This is a genomic window from Lacticaseibacillus sp. 22 (assembly GCF_055413445.1).
In genome coordinates this window covers 1-15649 of sequence record NZ_JBVAYD010000018.1, presented here as the reverse complement: position 1 = coordinate 15649, position 15649 = coordinate 1, and the positions used below count along the sequence as shown (strand labels likewise).

Here is a 15649-nt window from a genome sequence, read left to right as displayed (position 1 = left end):
GCTTTATATTATATATATAAAACGACGTACAGGAGGCTCTTATGAAATTTACGATTACCCGATCCACATTCTTGAAAACCTTGAATGATGTTTCCCGGGCTATTTCAACCAAAACCACGATCCCGATTTTGACAGGGTTAAAAATCGTGCTCAATGATACTGGACTAGTGCTGACCGGTAGTGATGCTGACATTTCGATTGAGTCAACCATTAACGCTGCTGATGAAAGTAACGATTTACAAATCGGCAGCACTGGTGAAATTGTGTTACCAGCGCGCTTCTTCAGCGAAATCGTTAAACGGCTGCCAGAAAGCACCATGACAGTAGAAGTAAAGGACAATTTTCAGACGGTCATTACTTCAGGAGCTTCCGAGTTTACGATTCGTGGAGAAGATGCGAACAATTATCCGCGTCTACCGGAAATTACCGCAGATGAAGCCTTATCTGTTCCGGCTGATGTCTTACGCCAACTGATTAACCAAACCGTTATCGCCGTATCCAATCAGGAAAGTCGGCCAATTCTGACCGGGGTGCATTTAACGATTACCGGCGATCAACTCGTTGCCGTTGCGACCGATTCGCATCGGTTATCGCAACGTACTCTGACATTACCAGCAGCAAGTAATATCGATTACGACATCATCATTCCCGGTAAAAGTCTGACAGAACTAAGTCGCATGTTAGGTGACGATGTGACTAAAATCGAAATTCGCATTGCCGAGAATCAGGTATTATTTGTATTTGGACAAACCGCCTTTTATTCGCGGTTGCTTGAAGGCAATTATCCAGACACAAGTCGACTTATCCCAACGTCCAGCAATACGCAAGCCGAATTCGATGCGCCGGCACTGCTGGCTTCCATTCAGCGGGCGAGCTTGCTGAGTCACGAAAGCAGCAATAACGTGGTGCGTTTAGTCCTCAACATTGGCGAGCAAAGAGCAACCATCTATGGTAATTCGCCAGATGTCGGGAATGTCGAAGAAGTCTTAAGCTTTAACAAGCTGACCGGTCAGGATCTGGAAATCTCCTTCAACCCTGATTACATGAAGGACGCGCTGCAAGGCTTTGGCCAAACAGCGATTGAAGTTGACTTTACGGCACCGCTGCGGCCATTCACCTTGGTTCCAACCGAAGATAAAGAGAAGTTTATTCAGTTGATTACGCCGGTGCGGACGTTCTAAGCAATAGAAAAACGCAAATACAGAGCCAATTAAAAAAGATTCTAGAGCGCGGTGAAAAGCTCTGGAATCTTTTTTATTGCTTTCAACGCTGTGATCAAGGTCGGTGTGTTGTATTTCAACAGGTAATCATCAACCGACCAAAATGCTTTGACAAGTTGATCCATACCAAGGTGTTATACCCAGAATCACGCTAACCATTAGCGTATCAAATATATTCCTGCAACTCTGAGTGTCAGCTCGAGACACTTATCACCTAAAAACGGCTTTAGGCTAGGCTAAAAACGATAAAACTAAAAATTTGGCTGTTTTTGGGCTTTCTAAGTGTTTTTAGTCTAGGGGGGCGTCTTAGGCTCAAATTGCCTCAGAGCCGCTTAAATGCCCGTTTTGAATTGTTTTTTACTTGGTATAAGGGTATAATTAATTTGTGTTCGTTAGCGGCAAATCACCGTTTCTGGTGGTTTGCCGATACATTTCGGATTGGAGGGCGACGACGATGACAACCATCAAGATCACCACCGCATTTTTGACATTGGGCCAGTTTCTGAAAGAGGCAGGTTTGATTGATAGCGGCGGTGCGGCTAAGTGGTATTTGGGTGAGCACCCGGTAACCGTGAACGGGGCAGCTGAAGACCGTCGTGGCCGGAAGCTGTATCCGCATGATCAGATTAAAGTTGCCGATCAGACCTATGTGATCGTGAGCGCATGAAGCTGGATCATTTAACGTTAAAAAACTATCGCAATTACGCAACGGTCGATACGGCATTTTCACCGGAGATCAATGTTTTGATCGGTGAAAATGCGCAAGGCAAGACGAATCTGCTTGAAGCGATTTATGTATTGGCGTTAGCGCGCAGCCATCGGACCAACAATGATAAAGAGTTGATTCGCTTTGGCAGTGATTTTGCGCGCGTCTCCGGTCAGATCAGTCGCCAAAGCGGGACGCATCAGCTGGAATTAATTATTAGTCATCAAGGTAAGCGGGCGCGGATTGATCGGATCGAACAGTCAAAACTGTCGCAATACTTAGGGCATTTTAATGTCATTTTGTTTGCACCGGAAGATTTGGCGATTGTCAAAGGCAGTCCGGCTGGGCGGCGACGGTTTATCGACATGGAATTTGGCCAGATGAGTCCCAAGTATCTTTATAATCTGAGCCAATACAAAACGTTTCTAAAACAGCGAAACGCATACTTAAAACAGCTGAAATACCATCAAGCCAAGGATCTTGTGTATTTAGACGTTTTGACTGATTCGTTGGCGGCGTTTGGAGCCGAGCTGATCACGGCGCGGGCAAAATTGCTGCAGACCATGTCGGATTATGCGGCTGCCATTCAACAAGACATTACCAAGGGACGCGAAAAGTTGCAGTTTGCTTATCAGACTCAGGTTGCTGCGGATCTTCGACAAGATAGTGAACAAGTCTATGAAGCATTAGGTGCCTTGTTTGCAAAGCAGCAGTCGCGGGAAATCGAGCAAGGCACCAGTTTGGTCGGGCCGCATCGCGATGATGTTTTGTTTATTGTCAATGATAAGGATGTTGCTAATTTCGGTAGCCAAGGCCAGCAGCGCACCACGGCTTTGGCAGTTAAGTTAGCCGAAATCGACTTAATGAAGGATCAGACAGGCGAATATCCGGTTTTGTTACTGGATGATGTTTTGTCTGAACTTGACGCTATTCGCCAGACCCATTTATTGAAGGCCATTCAAGCCAAGGTTCAGACGTTTCTGACAACGACCAGTCTGGATGGCATTCAAAAGGAAATCATCACGGCGCCCGCTATTTTTCAGGTGCAGGATGGCGTTTTGACGAAGCAGGCGTGAGCAACTGTAAACGATACGAGGAGGATAACCAGTGACGGACAAGAAAGAATCGGCCGAAGAAAAGAAAGAAGAACTGGCAGCAGAATATGATGCTAGTCAAATTCAGGTGCTGTCAGGACTCGAAGCGGTTCGCAAGCGCCCAGGAATGTACATCGGCTCAACTAGCAGTCAAGGATTGCATCATTTAGTTTGGGAAATCATTGATAACGGGATTGACGAAGCGTTGGCTGGGTTTGCAACGCGAATTGAAGTTGAAGTCAACCCGGATAACAGTGTGACCGTTACCGATGATGGCCGCGGGATTCCTGTCGACATTCAGGCAAAAACCGGTCGTCCGGCACTTGAGACGGTTTATACGGTTTTGCATGCCGGTGGTAAGTTTGGCGGTGGCGGCTATAAGGTCTCCGGCGGTTTGCATGGTGTCGGCGCTTCGGTTGTCAATGCGCTATCAACGAATCTGGATGTGACGGTTGTTCGCGGCGGCAAGCGGTATTACATCGACTTTGTGCGCGGCAAGGTTAACACGCCGATGAAAGAACTTGGCCCGGCACCGGAGCATGAGCATGGGACCAAGGTCCATTTTCAGCCGGATCCGGATATTTTCACGGAAACCACAACGTTTGATGATAAAGTCCTGACAACGCGGATTCGTGAGTTGGCCTTTTTGAATAAGGGGCTTAAGCTGACGTTTACTGATAAGCGTGCGGCGACTCATGAAAAGCTGGTGTTTCATTATGAAGGCGGCTTGAAATCTTATGTTGATTTCCTGACGAAGAAGAAAGAAAACCTGCTGCAGGAACCGATTTATGTGGAAGGTCAGGATAAAGGCATTACGGTTGAAGTCGCGCTGCAGTATACGAATGACTATCACAGCACGCTGTTGACGTTTGCCAATAACATTCACACTTACGAAGGCGGCACGCACGAAACCGGGTTTAAGACGGCCTTGACGCGGGTGATTAATGATTATGCCCGGCGTTCCGGTGCACTTAAAGACAGCGATGATCCGCTCAGTGGGGATGACGTTCGGGAAGGCTTAACCGCAGTTGTTTCGGTCAAGCATCCTGATCCGCAGTTTGAAGGCCAGACCAAGACCAAACTGGGGAACTCGGATGCCCGCACGGTGGTTGATCGTACCTTCTCCGATCACTTCAATAAATTTCTTATGGAACATCCGGCTGACGGCAAGCTCATTATTGACAAGGCCATGCTTGCCAGCAAAGCTCGCTTAGCTGCTAAACGGGCGCGTGAAGTAACGCGTAAGAAGAGCGGCTTGGAAATCTCCAATCTGCCAGGGAAGTTAGCTGACAACACCAGTAAAGATCCGGAAATTTCCGAATTGTTCATTGTCGAAGGGGATTCCGCGGGCGGTTCGGCTAAGTCGGGACGCAGCCGGCTGACCCAAGCGATTTTGCCAATTCGCGGGAAGATTCTGAATGTTGAAAAAGCATCCATGGAACGTATTTTGGCCAACGAAGAAATCAGAACGTTATTCACGGCGATGGGCACCGGTTTTGGTCAGGACTTTGACATTAGCAAGGCCCGTTATCACAAGTTGATCATCATGACCGATGCCGATGTCGATGGCGCCCATATTCGGACGTTGTTGCTGACGCTGATTTATCGCTACATGCGGCCGGTGCTTGATGCTGGCTACGTGTACATCGCCCAGCCGCCGTTGTATCGCCTGCGTCAAGGTAAAATGATGCGTTACATCGATTCCGATGAAGAGCTACAGGATATTCTGGGGCAACTGCCGCCTAGTCCGAAGCCGGATATTCAACGGTACAAAGGGCTTGGTGAAATGGACGCCAGCCAGCTTTGGGAAACCACCATGGATCCTGACACGCGCCGGCTTTTACGGGTATCGCCAAAAGATGCTGAACAAGCAGATGGCATTTTTGAAATGCTGATGGGCGATCATGTTGAGCCGCGGCGGAAGTTTATCGAAGAAAATGCGGTCTTTGTTGATCCGAACAACATTGACGTATGATAGATCGCTTTTAGGATGCAGACAGGTAAAATGAGAACTTTTGAGAGGAGACTTTTCGCTTAATGGATGATCGCCAAGAAAGCCGGATTACGAATGTGAATCTCGGCGAAACAATGCGTAAATCATTCCTTGAATACGCGATGAGTGTCATTGTGGCGCGGGCATTGCCTGACGTACGTGATGGCCTCAAACCGGTTCAGCGCCGGATTCTGTATGGCATGAATGAACTCGGGGTCACACCGGATAAGCCATACAAGAAGAGTGCGCGGATCGTCGGGGATGTCATGGGGAAGTACCATCCGCATGGTGACAGCTCGATTTATGAAGGACTCGTCCGAATGGCGCAGGACTTTAGTTACCGGTATATGCTGGTTGACGGCCACGGGAACTTTGGCTCGGTTGACGGTGACGGTGCGGCGGCGATGCGTTACACCGAAGCCCGGATGAGTAAAATTGCCGTCGAAATGTTACGCGACATCAACAAAGACACGATTGATTTTCAGGATAATTACGATGGCACCGAAAAAGAACCGGTTGTTTTGCCAGCGCGCTTCCCGAATCTGCTGGTCAACGGTGCGACAGGGATTGCGGTTGGGATGACCACCAATATTCCGCCGCATAATCTGTCGGAAACGATTTCGGCCTTGCATGTGCTGATGGATCATCCTGATGCCACCACCGCTGACTTGATGCAGGCATTGCCGGGACCCGATTTTCCAACCGGTGGCGTTGTCATGGGCAAGTCCGGTATTCGCCACGCATACGAAACCGGTCGCGGAACGATTGTGTTGCGTGGTAAAGTCGACGTTCAAACTGAAAAGTCCGGGCGCGAACGGATCGTTATTACCGAAATTCCATACATGGTTAACAAAGCCAAGATGGTGGAACGAATTGCCGATTTGGTCCATGAAAAGAAAATTGACGGCATTGTCACCTTGCGTGATGAATCCGATCGTGATGGGATGCGGATTGTCATTGATGTCCGCCGCGATGCCAGTGCTTCGGTTATTTTGAATAATCTCTACAAACTGACACCGCTGCAAACCGGTTTTTCCTTCAACATGGTGGCGATTGTCAATGGTGCGCCAAAGGTATTGAGCCTGAAACAGATCCTGCAATATTATCTGGATCACCAGGAAAATGTCATTCGGCGGCGGACGCAATATGACCTGAAGAAGGCCAAGGCACGGGAACATATTCTTGAAGGCTTGCGAATTGCGCTTGATCATATCGATGAAATCATTACGATTATTCGCAGTTCCGAAACCGGCGATAAAGCTAAAGTCATCTTAATGGACAAGTTCAATCTGTCCGATAAGCAAAGTCAGGCCATCCTGGACATGCGGCTGGTGCGGTTGACCGGTCTGGAACGTGACAAGGTTGAAAGCGAGTATAAAGATGTGGAGGCAGCCATTGCCGACTACACCGATATTCTGGCTAAACCGGAACGTGTTCACCAGATTATTTATGATGAATTGCTCGATATTCAAAAGAAATTCGGTGACAAGCGCCGGACTGAACTGCTGGTCGGTGAAGTGCTGAGTCTTGAAGATGAAGATCTGATTGAGCAAGAAGATGTCGTGATTACCTTGAGTCACAACGGTTACGTTAAGCGCTTGGCAACCAGTGAATTCAAGACGCAAAATCGCGGTGGTCGCGGTATTCAAGGGATGAACGTCCATGACGATGATTTCGTCGAACACCTGATTTCCACGTCAACCCATGATGTTTTGCTCTTCTTCACCAACAAAGGCAAAGTTTACCGCAGCAAGGGTTATGAGATTCCAGAATACAGCCGGACAGCAAAAGGGATCCCGATCATTAACCTGTTAGGTGTTGGCGCGGGCGAAAAGATTCAGACAGTGATCAACGTCCACGAAGGCGACAATGATGATCGCTATTTATTCTTCGTCACCCAAAACGGTGTAGTTAAACGGACACCGGTCAAGGAATTTGCCAATATCCGCAGCAACGGTCTGATTGCGCTCAACTTGAAAGATCAAGATGAATTGAACAATGTCATTTTGACGTCTGGGCAGGATAACATCTTGATCGGCACGCACTTGGGTTACAGTGTGGCCTTTAAGGAACAGGATGTTCGGTCAATGGGTCGGACAGCCACCGGGGTTCGCGGCATTCGCCTTCGTGATCACGATTACGTGGTTGGCTCCGATATCCTTAAGCCAGATTCCGAAGTCTTTGTTATTTCCGAAAAAGGCTACGGTAAGCGCACAGCTGCCAAGGAATATCCGATTAAGGGTCGCGGCGGTAAAGGGATTAAGACCGCGAATATTACTGAGAAGAATGGTCCGCTGGCAGGGGTTACGACAGTTGACGGCACCGAAGATATTCTGGTGATGACAGACTCTGGGGTCATGATTCGCTTCAATATCCAAAATGTGTCGCAAACCGGCCGGGCAACACTAGGCGTTCGGTTGATTCGGGTCGACGATGATGCCAAGGTTGCAACCATGGCTAAGGTCGAACCGGAAAGCGACGATCCAGATGACAGCAGCAAACCGGATCAGCCAACCGATCCGCAAGCCGGACCAACTGATGCACATGCGCAACCGGCTGACGGGCAGTATGCAGGCAATGCCGATGAACAGGTTAACAAACTGTTAGATCGTTCGGAGACTGATAAACCTGCACCTGATGATGGCGATGAAGCCTAACTGAACCAAGATGCGTTGAAGCGTCAATGAAAATACCGTTCGAATGGGTAGTTTGCCAGTTCGAACGGTATTTTTGTGCCTCGTTTTTCACGCGGCTCGTAGCTTGCTCCCCAAAATTTTTGATCGCTAATCCATTTACGTTAAACATCATAGTTTTGACATAATGTATAGCAGACAGTGAAAAATAGAGCGATGAGATTTGAGGGGAAGAGTTATCATGTTAAACAATGTGAGTTTAACCGGCCGTCTGACGAAGGAACCAGAAGTGTTTAAAACTGCTGCTGATTTGGAACCAGTGCGCTTTACGTTGGTAGTGTGAGCAATTTTAGTTGAAAAGCACAAAATAAATATAATGATTTTTAGTTATTTTTTCTTTTAACCATATGATAAAACACCGCTGCAGCGATTCCACCTATCATAAGGCTAACAACGAGCGCAACAGGGTTTAACCAGTTGTTTGGACTGACGAAGATGTTACCATATAAATAGATCAGGATTGAAAATAAAATAAATATACCAATAACGGAATTTTTGTTTTTTGCATTTTTCATAGTGTTTAATCTCCCTTATTAGACTGTAATATGTATTATAAAGATTTTTTTGGAAAGAAAAGCGTTTACAATATTTTATTAAGATGTTAGATTAATACATAGGAAAACTAGTTTTCTAAAAAATAAAGAAATGGAGCGAATATGATGACGACAACTCTTAGTTTGTACGATGCCTTAGGTGAGGATCAACTCCAAGGTATCAATGGTGGCCGTGGTAAATGCTCAGCGAACGAAGCTAATAAAGCAATGGGAAATGCTTTTGTTGGCGGGTTCGTTGGTGGACTTCCCGGTGGATTCCTCACCGCTCTGGGCGCAGGTGGAGCAGGTGGTTTAGCTACGGGAGCGGGTTACTGGGCGACATGCTGGTGGTAAGGTAGTAGACCTGCCGGATGCGAAAAAGCTGACACGTATTTGTGTCAGCTTTTTTAGAAGAATGATTAAAAAATTCAAAAGGAGTGAAACTCAAATGAAAAAAATCATTAAACTTGCAATGGCTGGATTTATCGGAATAATAACCTTTACTCTACTGTTGAATCCTATAAGGGTATCTGCACACGAAGATGCCGACATACCCCAGGTAACAGAAAAAGAATATTTAAACAATATAAATGGTGTGAAGCAGATTGACTCTGATCAGTACTTGGAATTAGTCAATAGTGGGGATGCTTCTTCTGATTTTGTCGTTTATTTTGGTTTTAAGGAGTGCCCATACTGTCGAGCAGTTTCTCGTACGCTGAAGCAGTTTATAAGTGAGGCTAAGCACCCAATATACTATATGAATATGGACGAGAGTTTCACGGAGACGACAGCTGATGACTATAAACAAATTCTGGAATCACTCAGTCCGTTTAAGTTTCATGGAACACCAACTTTCGCTTATTTCCATAATAACAAGATACGTAATATGTTAGTTGGATATCCAATTACACTTCAGCAATTCACGCAAACAGAAGTAAGCGTTCTGAATAAGCAACAATAATTATGCTGGGTGGTATGAAAGGCTCACTGGAAATATAGATTTTGACATTGACTTTTGTTTTCTTGATTATTTAGGTTCTCAGTTGGTCTCAAGATCTGTGCTAAGGTTATTGCTTAATTCTTTAGAACCGTTTCAAAACTACGTGGGTTGCATCAGCATGTAAATTAGTATGGTCAATCATGCGACTGAATTGATCTAACGTATAAGCGGGCATCGTAATCCCTCCAAAAATTGAATTCGCTTACATCCAGCATAGCACGTTTTGCGTAATGTATAGCAGACAGTGAAAAATAGCACGATGAGATTTGAGGGGGAGAGTTATCATGTTAAACAATGTGAGTTTAACCGGCCGTCTGACGAAGGAACCAGAAGTGTTTAAAACTGCTGCTGATTTGGAACTAGTACGCTTTACGTTAGCGGTGGATCGGGTTTTTAAAAGTAAAACCGGACAACGGGAAACCGATTTTATTGAGTGCGTGATCTTTGGCAAACGCGCACTGACATTTGCCAGCTCGACAACAAAAGGCTCGTTGATCGGGATTGCCGGCCGAATCAGCAATAATCATTTCGAGAATAAACAAGGCGAACAGCAGTGGCGGACTTCGGTAGTCGTCGATAATTTTGCCTGGCTGGAGTCGCGTGCCATGACCGAGAGTCGGCGTAGTGGCTCCATGCAAGCGACCGGAACTGACGGTATGCCACCGGGGGCACCAGCTGAACCGGCAGAAATTGCTACGGATGATTTACCGTTTTAGTAGTAGTAATCGCCGGAGATTTATGCTACAATTTTAACTCGTGAGTATCCGGCTATTTTTGTAGCCTTATTACTCCTTGCTCCGGCAAACGACCGGGGCCTAAAGTCCACAAGGAGGTGAATCGTCATGGCTGAAACCAAATATGAAGTCACTTACATCATTCGTCCGGATCTGGATGAAGCTGCAAAGACCGAATTGGTTGAACGTTTTGACAATATTTTGAAGGAAAATGGTGCCAGCATCATTGATTCCAAGGATTGGCAAAAGCGTAAGCTCGCATATGAGATCAACAAGTACAACGAAGGTCTCTATCATATCGTGAACTTGTCTGCAGAAGATGACAAAGCGATCAATGAATTTGATCGTCTTGCCAAGATCAACAATGATATTCTGCGTCACATGATCGTGAAGCGGGAAGACTAATTGTAACTTTTTGAAAGGGGCGCTACGGCATGCTTAACAGTGTTGCATTGACAGGTCGTTTAACCAGAGATGTTGACTTGCGCTATACGCAAAGTGGGACAGCTGTCGGTTCATTCACTTTGGCCGTTGATCGCCAGTTCCGCAGTGCAAACGGCGAACGGGAAACCGACTTCATTAATTGTGTGATCTGGCGTAAGTCAGCGGAGAATTTCGCTAACTTCACCAAGAAGGGATCATTGGTTGGTGTTGAAGGTCACATTCAAACACGTACTTACGATAATGCGCAAGGACAGAAAGTTTATGTGACTGAAGTTGTCGTTGAAAACTTTGCGTTACTGGAGTCACGGGCAACCACCCAACAGCGGCCATCCGAACCTGCTAATCCTGCAGGTCAGGGAAATCAGAACTATGGCGGGGGACAGCAGTTTGGCAACAACCAGCCGCAAAATCCGCCTAGCTTTGGCTCTCAAGGCGCCCCAAGTAATGCACCATCATCGAATCCGGGACAAAACCCGGCAGCAGGTCAGAACCAAGGTAACAACGGTAATGCTGCTAATCCTGATCCATTTGCCAATAACGGCAAACCGATCGACATTTCCGATGATGATCTGCCATTCTAACGTTTGACTTTTGGTCATACTATCTAGGGTAAGGGATGCATATTAACCCCCTTACTCGCTTGGAATCTTTGATAGAGAAGGAGGAATTCTCATGGCACAACAACGCCGTGGTGGCCGTCGTCGTCGTAAAGTCGACTTCATCGCCGCAAACCACATCGAATACATCGATTATAAAGACACGAATTTGTTGGATCGGTTCATCTCAGAACGAGGCAAGATTTTGCCACGTCGGGTAACCGGCACCAGCGCTAAGAACCAACGTAAGCTGACGATCGCAATCAAGCGAGCGCGGATTATGGGTCTTCTGCCATTTGTTTCAGAAGACTAATCAAGTATTTAAAAAGGATGTTCCCGCTAAAAAGCAGGAGCATCCTTTTTTTGGTGAGCGCGAGCCGGCGCGGGTAGGTATCGGAGTGTAAGCGGCCTTGAGCGTGATGGCCGGGCTTTGGCCATTGCGCTCAAGGTCCTTACACGCAGATCCCTGCGCCGGGGAGCGCGTTATGGGCGTAAACCAGAACATAAGCGGCCTTGAGCGTGATGGCCGGGCTTTGGCCATTGCGCCCAAGGTCCTTACACGCAGGCTTCTGGGCTGGCGAACGCGTTATGAGCGTAAACCAGAACATAAGCGGCCTTGAGCGTGATGGCCGGGCTTTGGCCATTGCGCCTAAGGTCCTTACACGCAGACTTCTGCGCTGGCGAACGCGTTATGGAAAAATTTAAATTATTTTAACTGGGCTAACATTGCCTGATTGAATTCCGGCAAGTCATCTGGTGTCCGGCTGGTGACCAAGTTGTGGTCCACAACAACCGGTTCATTTTTGACAATCGCACCTGCGTAGTACAAGTCTGGACGAACCGTGGTGTAAGCTGTCATCGTCCGCCCCTTGGTTAAACCAGTCTGAATGAAGAACTGCGGGCCGTGGCAGATGGCGAAAACCGGTTTGTCATCTAACAAGAATGCTTTGACAAAGTTAACGAACCGATCGTCAGCACGGAGCTCATCTGGTGAGAACCCGCCTGGTAGCAGCAAACCATCAAAGTCTTCAGGTTTAACATCGGTAATCGTTGTGTCAATGGTTGCCGTTGCACCATGCTTACCGGTAATTTGTTTACCTGCTTGTGTTTCAATCAAGGTCACATCATGCCCCTGATCTTTCAAAGCCTTAACTGGTGAAGTCAGTTCTGCATCTTCAAAGTTATCGGTAACGAGTACAGCAATTTTTGCCATCGAAATAGCTCCTTTCAAGATATATTACTAATTTAGTTTAACGGATTGAAAGAATTCATGCAAAATATAGAAATATTAATGAATATCGAACGTCTGGCAGAACGAGATGCTTGTTATGGCAAACATGCGTTATTTTGGGAAGGCGTTAAGAACAAACGATAGCTAATATATCAGTGTTCGGTAGTGCTTCAATTGCATATAAAATCACAAGCTTATCGTTATATAAAAATTTGATTTGGTTCTACAATAACGGTGATCAGGAGGACAAAATGGTATCATATTAGGATTTTGATTATCAGAGGTGATCAAAATGGGGCTCACATTAGCGACGGTTCCACTAGCGGTTACGAATTTATCGCGGATGCAGTTTGCGGTGACCGCCATCACGCATTTTCTGTTTGTCACAACGACTGTCGGCATGTTGCTGACAACCATGATTTTTGAATTTTTATATGCCTATGGCCGTGGGGATACGGAAAAGTTCGGTCGGTTGACGCTGTTCTTTAGCCGAATCTTCTTCTTTAGTTTCGGTACTGGCGTTGTGACCGGGTTGATTATGGAATTTCAGTTTGGGATGAATTGGTCGGCATTCACACGGTTGATGGGCGATGTCGCTGGGGTATCGTTGGCGATTGAAAGTATGATTTCGTTCTTCATTGAGTCGACCATCATTGGCTTATGGCGGTTTACTTGGGGTAAATTGCCAAAGCGCGCCCATGCTTGGTTAGGTGTTGGCATGTTAGGGGCATCGCTGTTTTCAGTGGTTTGGATTATTGCAATTAATGCCTTCATGCAGAATCCGTATGGCTTTCACTTGGAAAACGGCCGCGCGCGGTTGAATAGTTTGATTACGTTGCTACAGAATCCGCAGTACCAGCCGGAATTTTTGCATGTTTTGTTTGCCATTCTGATCACCGGCGGCTTTGTTACAGCAGGCGTTTCTGCTTGGCAGATTCTGCATAAACGGGATACAGCGGCGTTTAAAATTGCCGTGCAGATCGGGTTGCTCATCGCGTTGCCAGCTGCCTTTTTACAACCGGCTCAAGGCGATGATCAAGGAGCCGCCACGGCAGCGTTGCAACCCATGAAGTTTACGGCGATTGAAGGGCGCTACAACACGGAAGGCAGCGCCACAACTGGGGCACCATGGGCAATGGCAGCTTTGATCAATGAAAAGGATCGGACGGTTAAGGCAGTTTCTATTCCGAATTTAGGCACTTATTTTGGGAAGAATACTTTTACCGGAGCTATGCCGGGGATGAACGCGGTTGCTAAGATGTACCACGCGAAGTTCGATAAGACAGTTGCTAAGTCTTACGATGGGCAGATGAATTATTATCCGCCAGTCACTTTGCTGTTTTGGACGATGCATCTCATGGTTTACGCGGGCTATTTCTTCACGATGTTTGCTCTTTTTGCCACGATTATGTTGCATCGGCGCAAGTCTGGCATTGAAGCTCACCCTAAGACGTTGCGCGCTTTGGGGTGGACATTATGGCTGCCGTACCTGACGTTTACTTCTGGCTGGATTGTGGCTGAAGTCGGCCGTTATCCGTTCGTGGTTTATGGTTTGTTGACGCAATACGATGCAGTTTCGCCAAGTCTCACGGTTACTGAAGCGGCAACGAGTCTAGCCATGTTTTTCGTTGCGGATGTGTTCCTGGTTAGCACCATGATTTATATTTCGCATCGAACGGTAACGCGCGGACTGCCGGAGATTGACGGTAATTATCTGGAAGAACACCAAATTCCGGATCCATTTGCCAAGGAGGCGTTCAGTCATGCCTAGTCTTTCGAATTTACAAGTCATTTTTCTTGGGATTATTGCCACTGAGCTGATGTTGTTCTTTGTACTTGATGGCGCTGACTTCGGGGCCGGAATGGCGACCTTCTTTGTGGGTGATGATTTAGCCAAGCGTCAACAAATCATGAAGGTAACCGGTCCGGTCTGGGGTGGTAACGAAACTTGGGCAGTTACTGCCTTTGCCGTGATGTTTGCGGCGTATCCGGGCTGGTATTCGGCATTAACATCCGGCTATTACCCGCTCATCTTCCTCATGTTGTTCTTTTTAATCTTTCGTGGGGTGGCGTTTGATTATCGCAATCAATGGCACAGTCGCCACTACAATCAGTTTTGGGACTGGGCACTGTTTGTTGGCAGTTTGATGCCGCCGTTTTTACTCGGGATCGTGTTTAGCTCGACAGTCAGCGGCGTACCGATTCGTAATGGCTTCGTCTATGCCGGGATGGGCGATATTCTGACCCCGTTTAGCCTATTGGGAGGTATTTTAGTCGTCTTGTTAAGCTTGAATGTCGGTTTGGCCCGCGTGATTAAAAAAGTCAAAAAAGACGTTGCGGTTCAGTTGACAGTGGCCTTGAAGCGCACGACTTGGGCACTTTATCTGGCGGTTGGCGTATTTGCGGTCTTGCTGCCATTTAACACGCGCTTCTTCACCAATCGGCCGGGTATCGTCTCACTCCTGTTGCTATTACTGATTGTGTTTCTTGGTGTTGAAACTTGGGCGATCCTCCGCCAGCGGCAACGGCTTGCGTTTTGGTTAAGCGTTGGAACGATGGCCAGCTTTATTTACACGATTTTCCTTGGCGTCTTTCCAACCTTAATCGTTGGCCGCACACCGGGGACTTCGGTAACAGCCTTAAGCGCCACCAGCGGCCCAGTTTCGCTACTGTGGACGGCATGGTTATTTGGTTTCACCATCATATTAATGGTCGGACTACAAGCGACGGCCTATCATTTGATCAACAAATATTATCATGAACCGGCATCACCAATGGTTTAAGCGACACAACACCGCGTTCATGGCAAGGAGGCGCGAGGGATGAAGAAAATCTGGATCAACGTATTTTGGGGTCTGTTGGTGGTCAGTTTTTGGTTGTATCAAGTCTTTTGGCCGCTATTCTGGAACCCGATCAGTAAGTTCTATGGCATGGTCGTTTTATACAGCATTGCAGTTGTTGCATTAGGATTGGCGATTCGCGCAACGGTGAAAGGCTATGGACGACAAAAAGTTTGAATGAGAATTTTATTGACGTCAGCAAAAAAGGTCTCTAACTAAATAGCGGCCTTTTTGATAGCGTCACACAGCGGTATGTTAACCGAGTTGATAGTCCTTAACCTGACGATGCAAGTCTTTAAATTGTTGGCGATAATGCCAGACGACAATAAGGATAAGCAAGGTGAACAGCAGCAATGTAATATTGCTTCGCTCAATGCCGAATATGCCACCGGTTAGCCACTGAGCGGAGGTGGTTGGTACTGACCTGAAGAAAAGGTTTGTTTCGGAAAAGCCTAATACCGATGTGCCAAAGAGGATGCCTGCAGAGATGTGCCAAGTTGCATGAAATAGCACTGCAAAGCCAAATATTTCCGGAAAGGAGCCGGATTTCAGACATCAAAATACT

The 15649-nt window shown here is 46.9% G+C and carries 16 protein-coding genes and 2 pseudogenes; 15 read left to right on the top strand and 3 right to left on the bottom strand.

Features of this window, described 5'->3' with window-relative positions:
- The first annotated feature begins 41 nt into the window (after nucleotides 1–41).
- The 8 genes and pseudogenes from dnaN to ACWP87_RS09110 all read left to right on the top strand — a co-directional run bounded on the left by dnaN (nucleotide 42) and on the right by ACWP87_RS09110 (nucleotide 9200).
- Complete coding sequence (gene dnaN, locus ACWP87_RS09145) at nucleotides 42–1181, top strand: DNA polymerase III subunit beta (RefSeq protein WP_014568868.1); 1140 nt, start codon at nucleotides 42–44, stop codon at nucleotides 1179–1181.
- Nucleotides 1182–1674: 493 nt separating this feature from the next.
- Nucleotides 1675–1887, top strand: a complete 213-nt coding sequence (yaaA, locus tag ACWP87_RS09140) for a S4 domain-containing protein YaaA (RefSeq protein WP_014568869.1) — start codon at nucleotides 1675–1677, stop codon at nucleotides 1885–1887.
- Nucleotides 1884–3002, top strand: coding sequence for a DNA replication/repair protein RecF (gene recF, locus ACWP87_RS09135; RefSeq protein ID WP_014568870.1), 1119 nt, complete (start codon nucleotides 1884–1886; stop codon nucleotides 3000–3002). The genes yaaA and recF overlap by 4 nt, the downstream gene beginning before the upstream one ends.
- A gap of 31 nt (nucleotides 3003–3033) precedes the next feature.
- Nucleotides 3034–4995, top strand: a complete 1962-nt coding sequence (gyrB, locus tag ACWP87_RS09130) for a DNA topoisomerase (ATP-hydrolyzing) subunit B (RefSeq protein ID WP_005690389.1) — start codon at nucleotides 3034–3036, stop codon at nucleotides 4993–4995.
- A 62-nt stretch (nucleotides 4996–5057) separates the two neighbouring features.
- Nucleotides 5058–7670 (top strand): DNA gyrase subunit A, encoded by a 2613-nt coding sequence (gene gyrA / locus ACWP87_RS09125; RefSeq protein ID WP_014568871.1) that lies wholly within the window; start codon nucleotides 5058–5060, stop codon nucleotides 7668–7670.
- Nucleotides 7671–7887: 217 nt separating this feature from the next.
- Nucleotides 7888–7986, top strand: a pseudogene (locus ACWP87_RS09120) (single-stranded DNA-binding protein); the annotation flags it as partial.
- A 379-nt stretch (nucleotides 7987–8365) separates the two neighbouring features.
- Nucleotides 8366–8593, top strand: coding sequence for a hypothetical protein (locus ACWP87_RS09115; RefSeq protein WP_012807316.1), 228 nt, complete (start codon nucleotides 8366–8368; stop codon nucleotides 8591–8593).
- 94 nt (nucleotides 8594–8687) lie between these two features.
- The gene (locus ACWP87_RS09110) at nucleotides 8688–9200 is read left to right on the top strand and encodes a PedC/BrcD family bacteriocin maturation disulfide isomerase (RefSeq protein WP_223804855.1); all 513 of its coding nucleotides are present in this window, start codon (nucleotides 8688–8690) and stop codon (nucleotides 9198–9200) included.
- 127 nt (nucleotides 9201–9327) lie between these two features.
- Here ACWP87_RS09110 and ACWP87_RS09105 read toward each other — a convergent pair.
- Nucleotides 9328–9414, bottom strand: a pseudogene (locus ACWP87_RS09105) (deoxyribose-phosphate aldolase); the annotation flags it as partial.
- A gap of 109 nt (nucleotides 9415–9523) precedes the next feature.
- Between ACWP87_RS09105 and ssb (ACWP87_RS09100) the strand changes: the two are divergent.
- The 4 genes from ssb (ACWP87_RS09100) (at nucleotide 9524) to rpsR (ending at nucleotide 11326) form a co-directional block, all read left to right on the top strand.
- Complete coding sequence (ssb, locus tag ACWP87_RS09100; RefSeq protein WP_005690380.1) at nucleotides 9524–9955, top strand: single-stranded DNA-binding protein; 432 nt, start codon at nucleotides 9524–9526, stop codon at nucleotides 9953–9955.
- Nucleotides 9956–10081: 126 nt separating this feature from the next.
- Nucleotides 10082–10378 (top strand): 30S ribosomal protein S6, encoded by a 297-nt coding sequence (rpsF, locus tag ACWP87_RS09095; RefSeq protein WP_005685677.1) that lies wholly within the window; start codon nucleotides 10082–10084, stop codon nucleotides 10376–10378.
- A 29-nt stretch (nucleotides 10379–10407) separates the two neighbouring features.
- Nucleotides 10408–10998, top strand: coding sequence for a single-stranded DNA-binding protein (gene ssb / locus ACWP87_RS09090; protein ID WP_005709832.1), 591 nt, complete (start codon nucleotides 10408–10410; stop codon nucleotides 10996–10998).
- 91 nt (nucleotides 10999–11089) lie between these two features.
- Nucleotides 11090–11326 carry a 30S ribosomal protein S18 gene (gene rpsR / locus ACWP87_RS09085; RefSeq protein ID WP_003568467.1) on the top strand — a complete coding sequence of 79 codons (237 nt, stop codon included), beginning with the start codon at nucleotides 11090–11092 and terminating at the stop codon, nucleotides 11324–11326.
- Between the two features lie 393 nt (nucleotides 11327–11719).
- Here rpsR and ACWP87_RS09080 read toward each other — a convergent pair whose 3' ends face one another.
- Nucleotides 11720–12226 (bottom strand): type 1 glutamine amidotransferase domain-containing protein, encoded by a 507-nt coding sequence (locus ACWP87_RS09080; protein WP_005685670.1) that lies wholly within the window; start codon nucleotides 12224–12226, stop codon nucleotides 11720–11722.
- A 310-nt stretch (nucleotides 12227–12536) separates the two neighbouring features.
- Between ACWP87_RS09080 and ACWP87_RS09075 the strand changes: the two genes are divergently transcribed.
- Genes ACWP87_RS09075 through ACWP87_RS09065 form a run of 3 tightly spaced genes read left to right on the top strand, consistent with a single transcriptional unit; the run spans nucleotide 12537 to nucleotide 15261 of the window.
- Entirely contained in the window at nucleotides 12537–14015 is a 1479-nt protein-coding gene (locus ACWP87_RS09075; RefSeq protein WP_014568874.1) for a cytochrome ubiquinol oxidase subunit I, read from the top strand.
- Nucleotides 14008–15027 carry a cytochrome d ubiquinol oxidase subunit II gene (cydB, locus tag ACWP87_RS09070; protein ID WP_014568875.1) on the top strand — a complete coding sequence of 340 codons (1020 nt, stop codon included), beginning with the start codon at nucleotides 14008–14010 and terminating at the stop codon, nucleotides 15025–15027. The genes ACWP87_RS09075 and cydB overlap by 8 nt, the downstream gene beginning before the upstream one ends.
- 39 nt (nucleotides 15028–15066) lie before the next feature.
- Complete coding sequence (locus ACWP87_RS09065) at nucleotides 15067–15261, top strand: hypothetical protein (protein ID WP_005707490.1); 195 nt, start codon at nucleotides 15067–15069, stop codon at nucleotides 15259–15261.
- A gap of 78 nt (nucleotides 15262–15339) precedes the next feature.
- Here the strand turns inward: ACWP87_RS09065 and ACWP87_RS09060 are convergent, their stop codons facing one another.
- On the bottom strand, nucleotides 15340–15597 hold the full coding sequence (locus tag ACWP87_RS09060) for a hypothetical protein (protein ID WP_015764802.1): 258 nt from the start codon (nucleotides 15595–15597) through the stop codon (nucleotides 15340–15342).
- Between the last annotated feature and the right edge of the window lie 52 nt (nucleotides 15598–15649).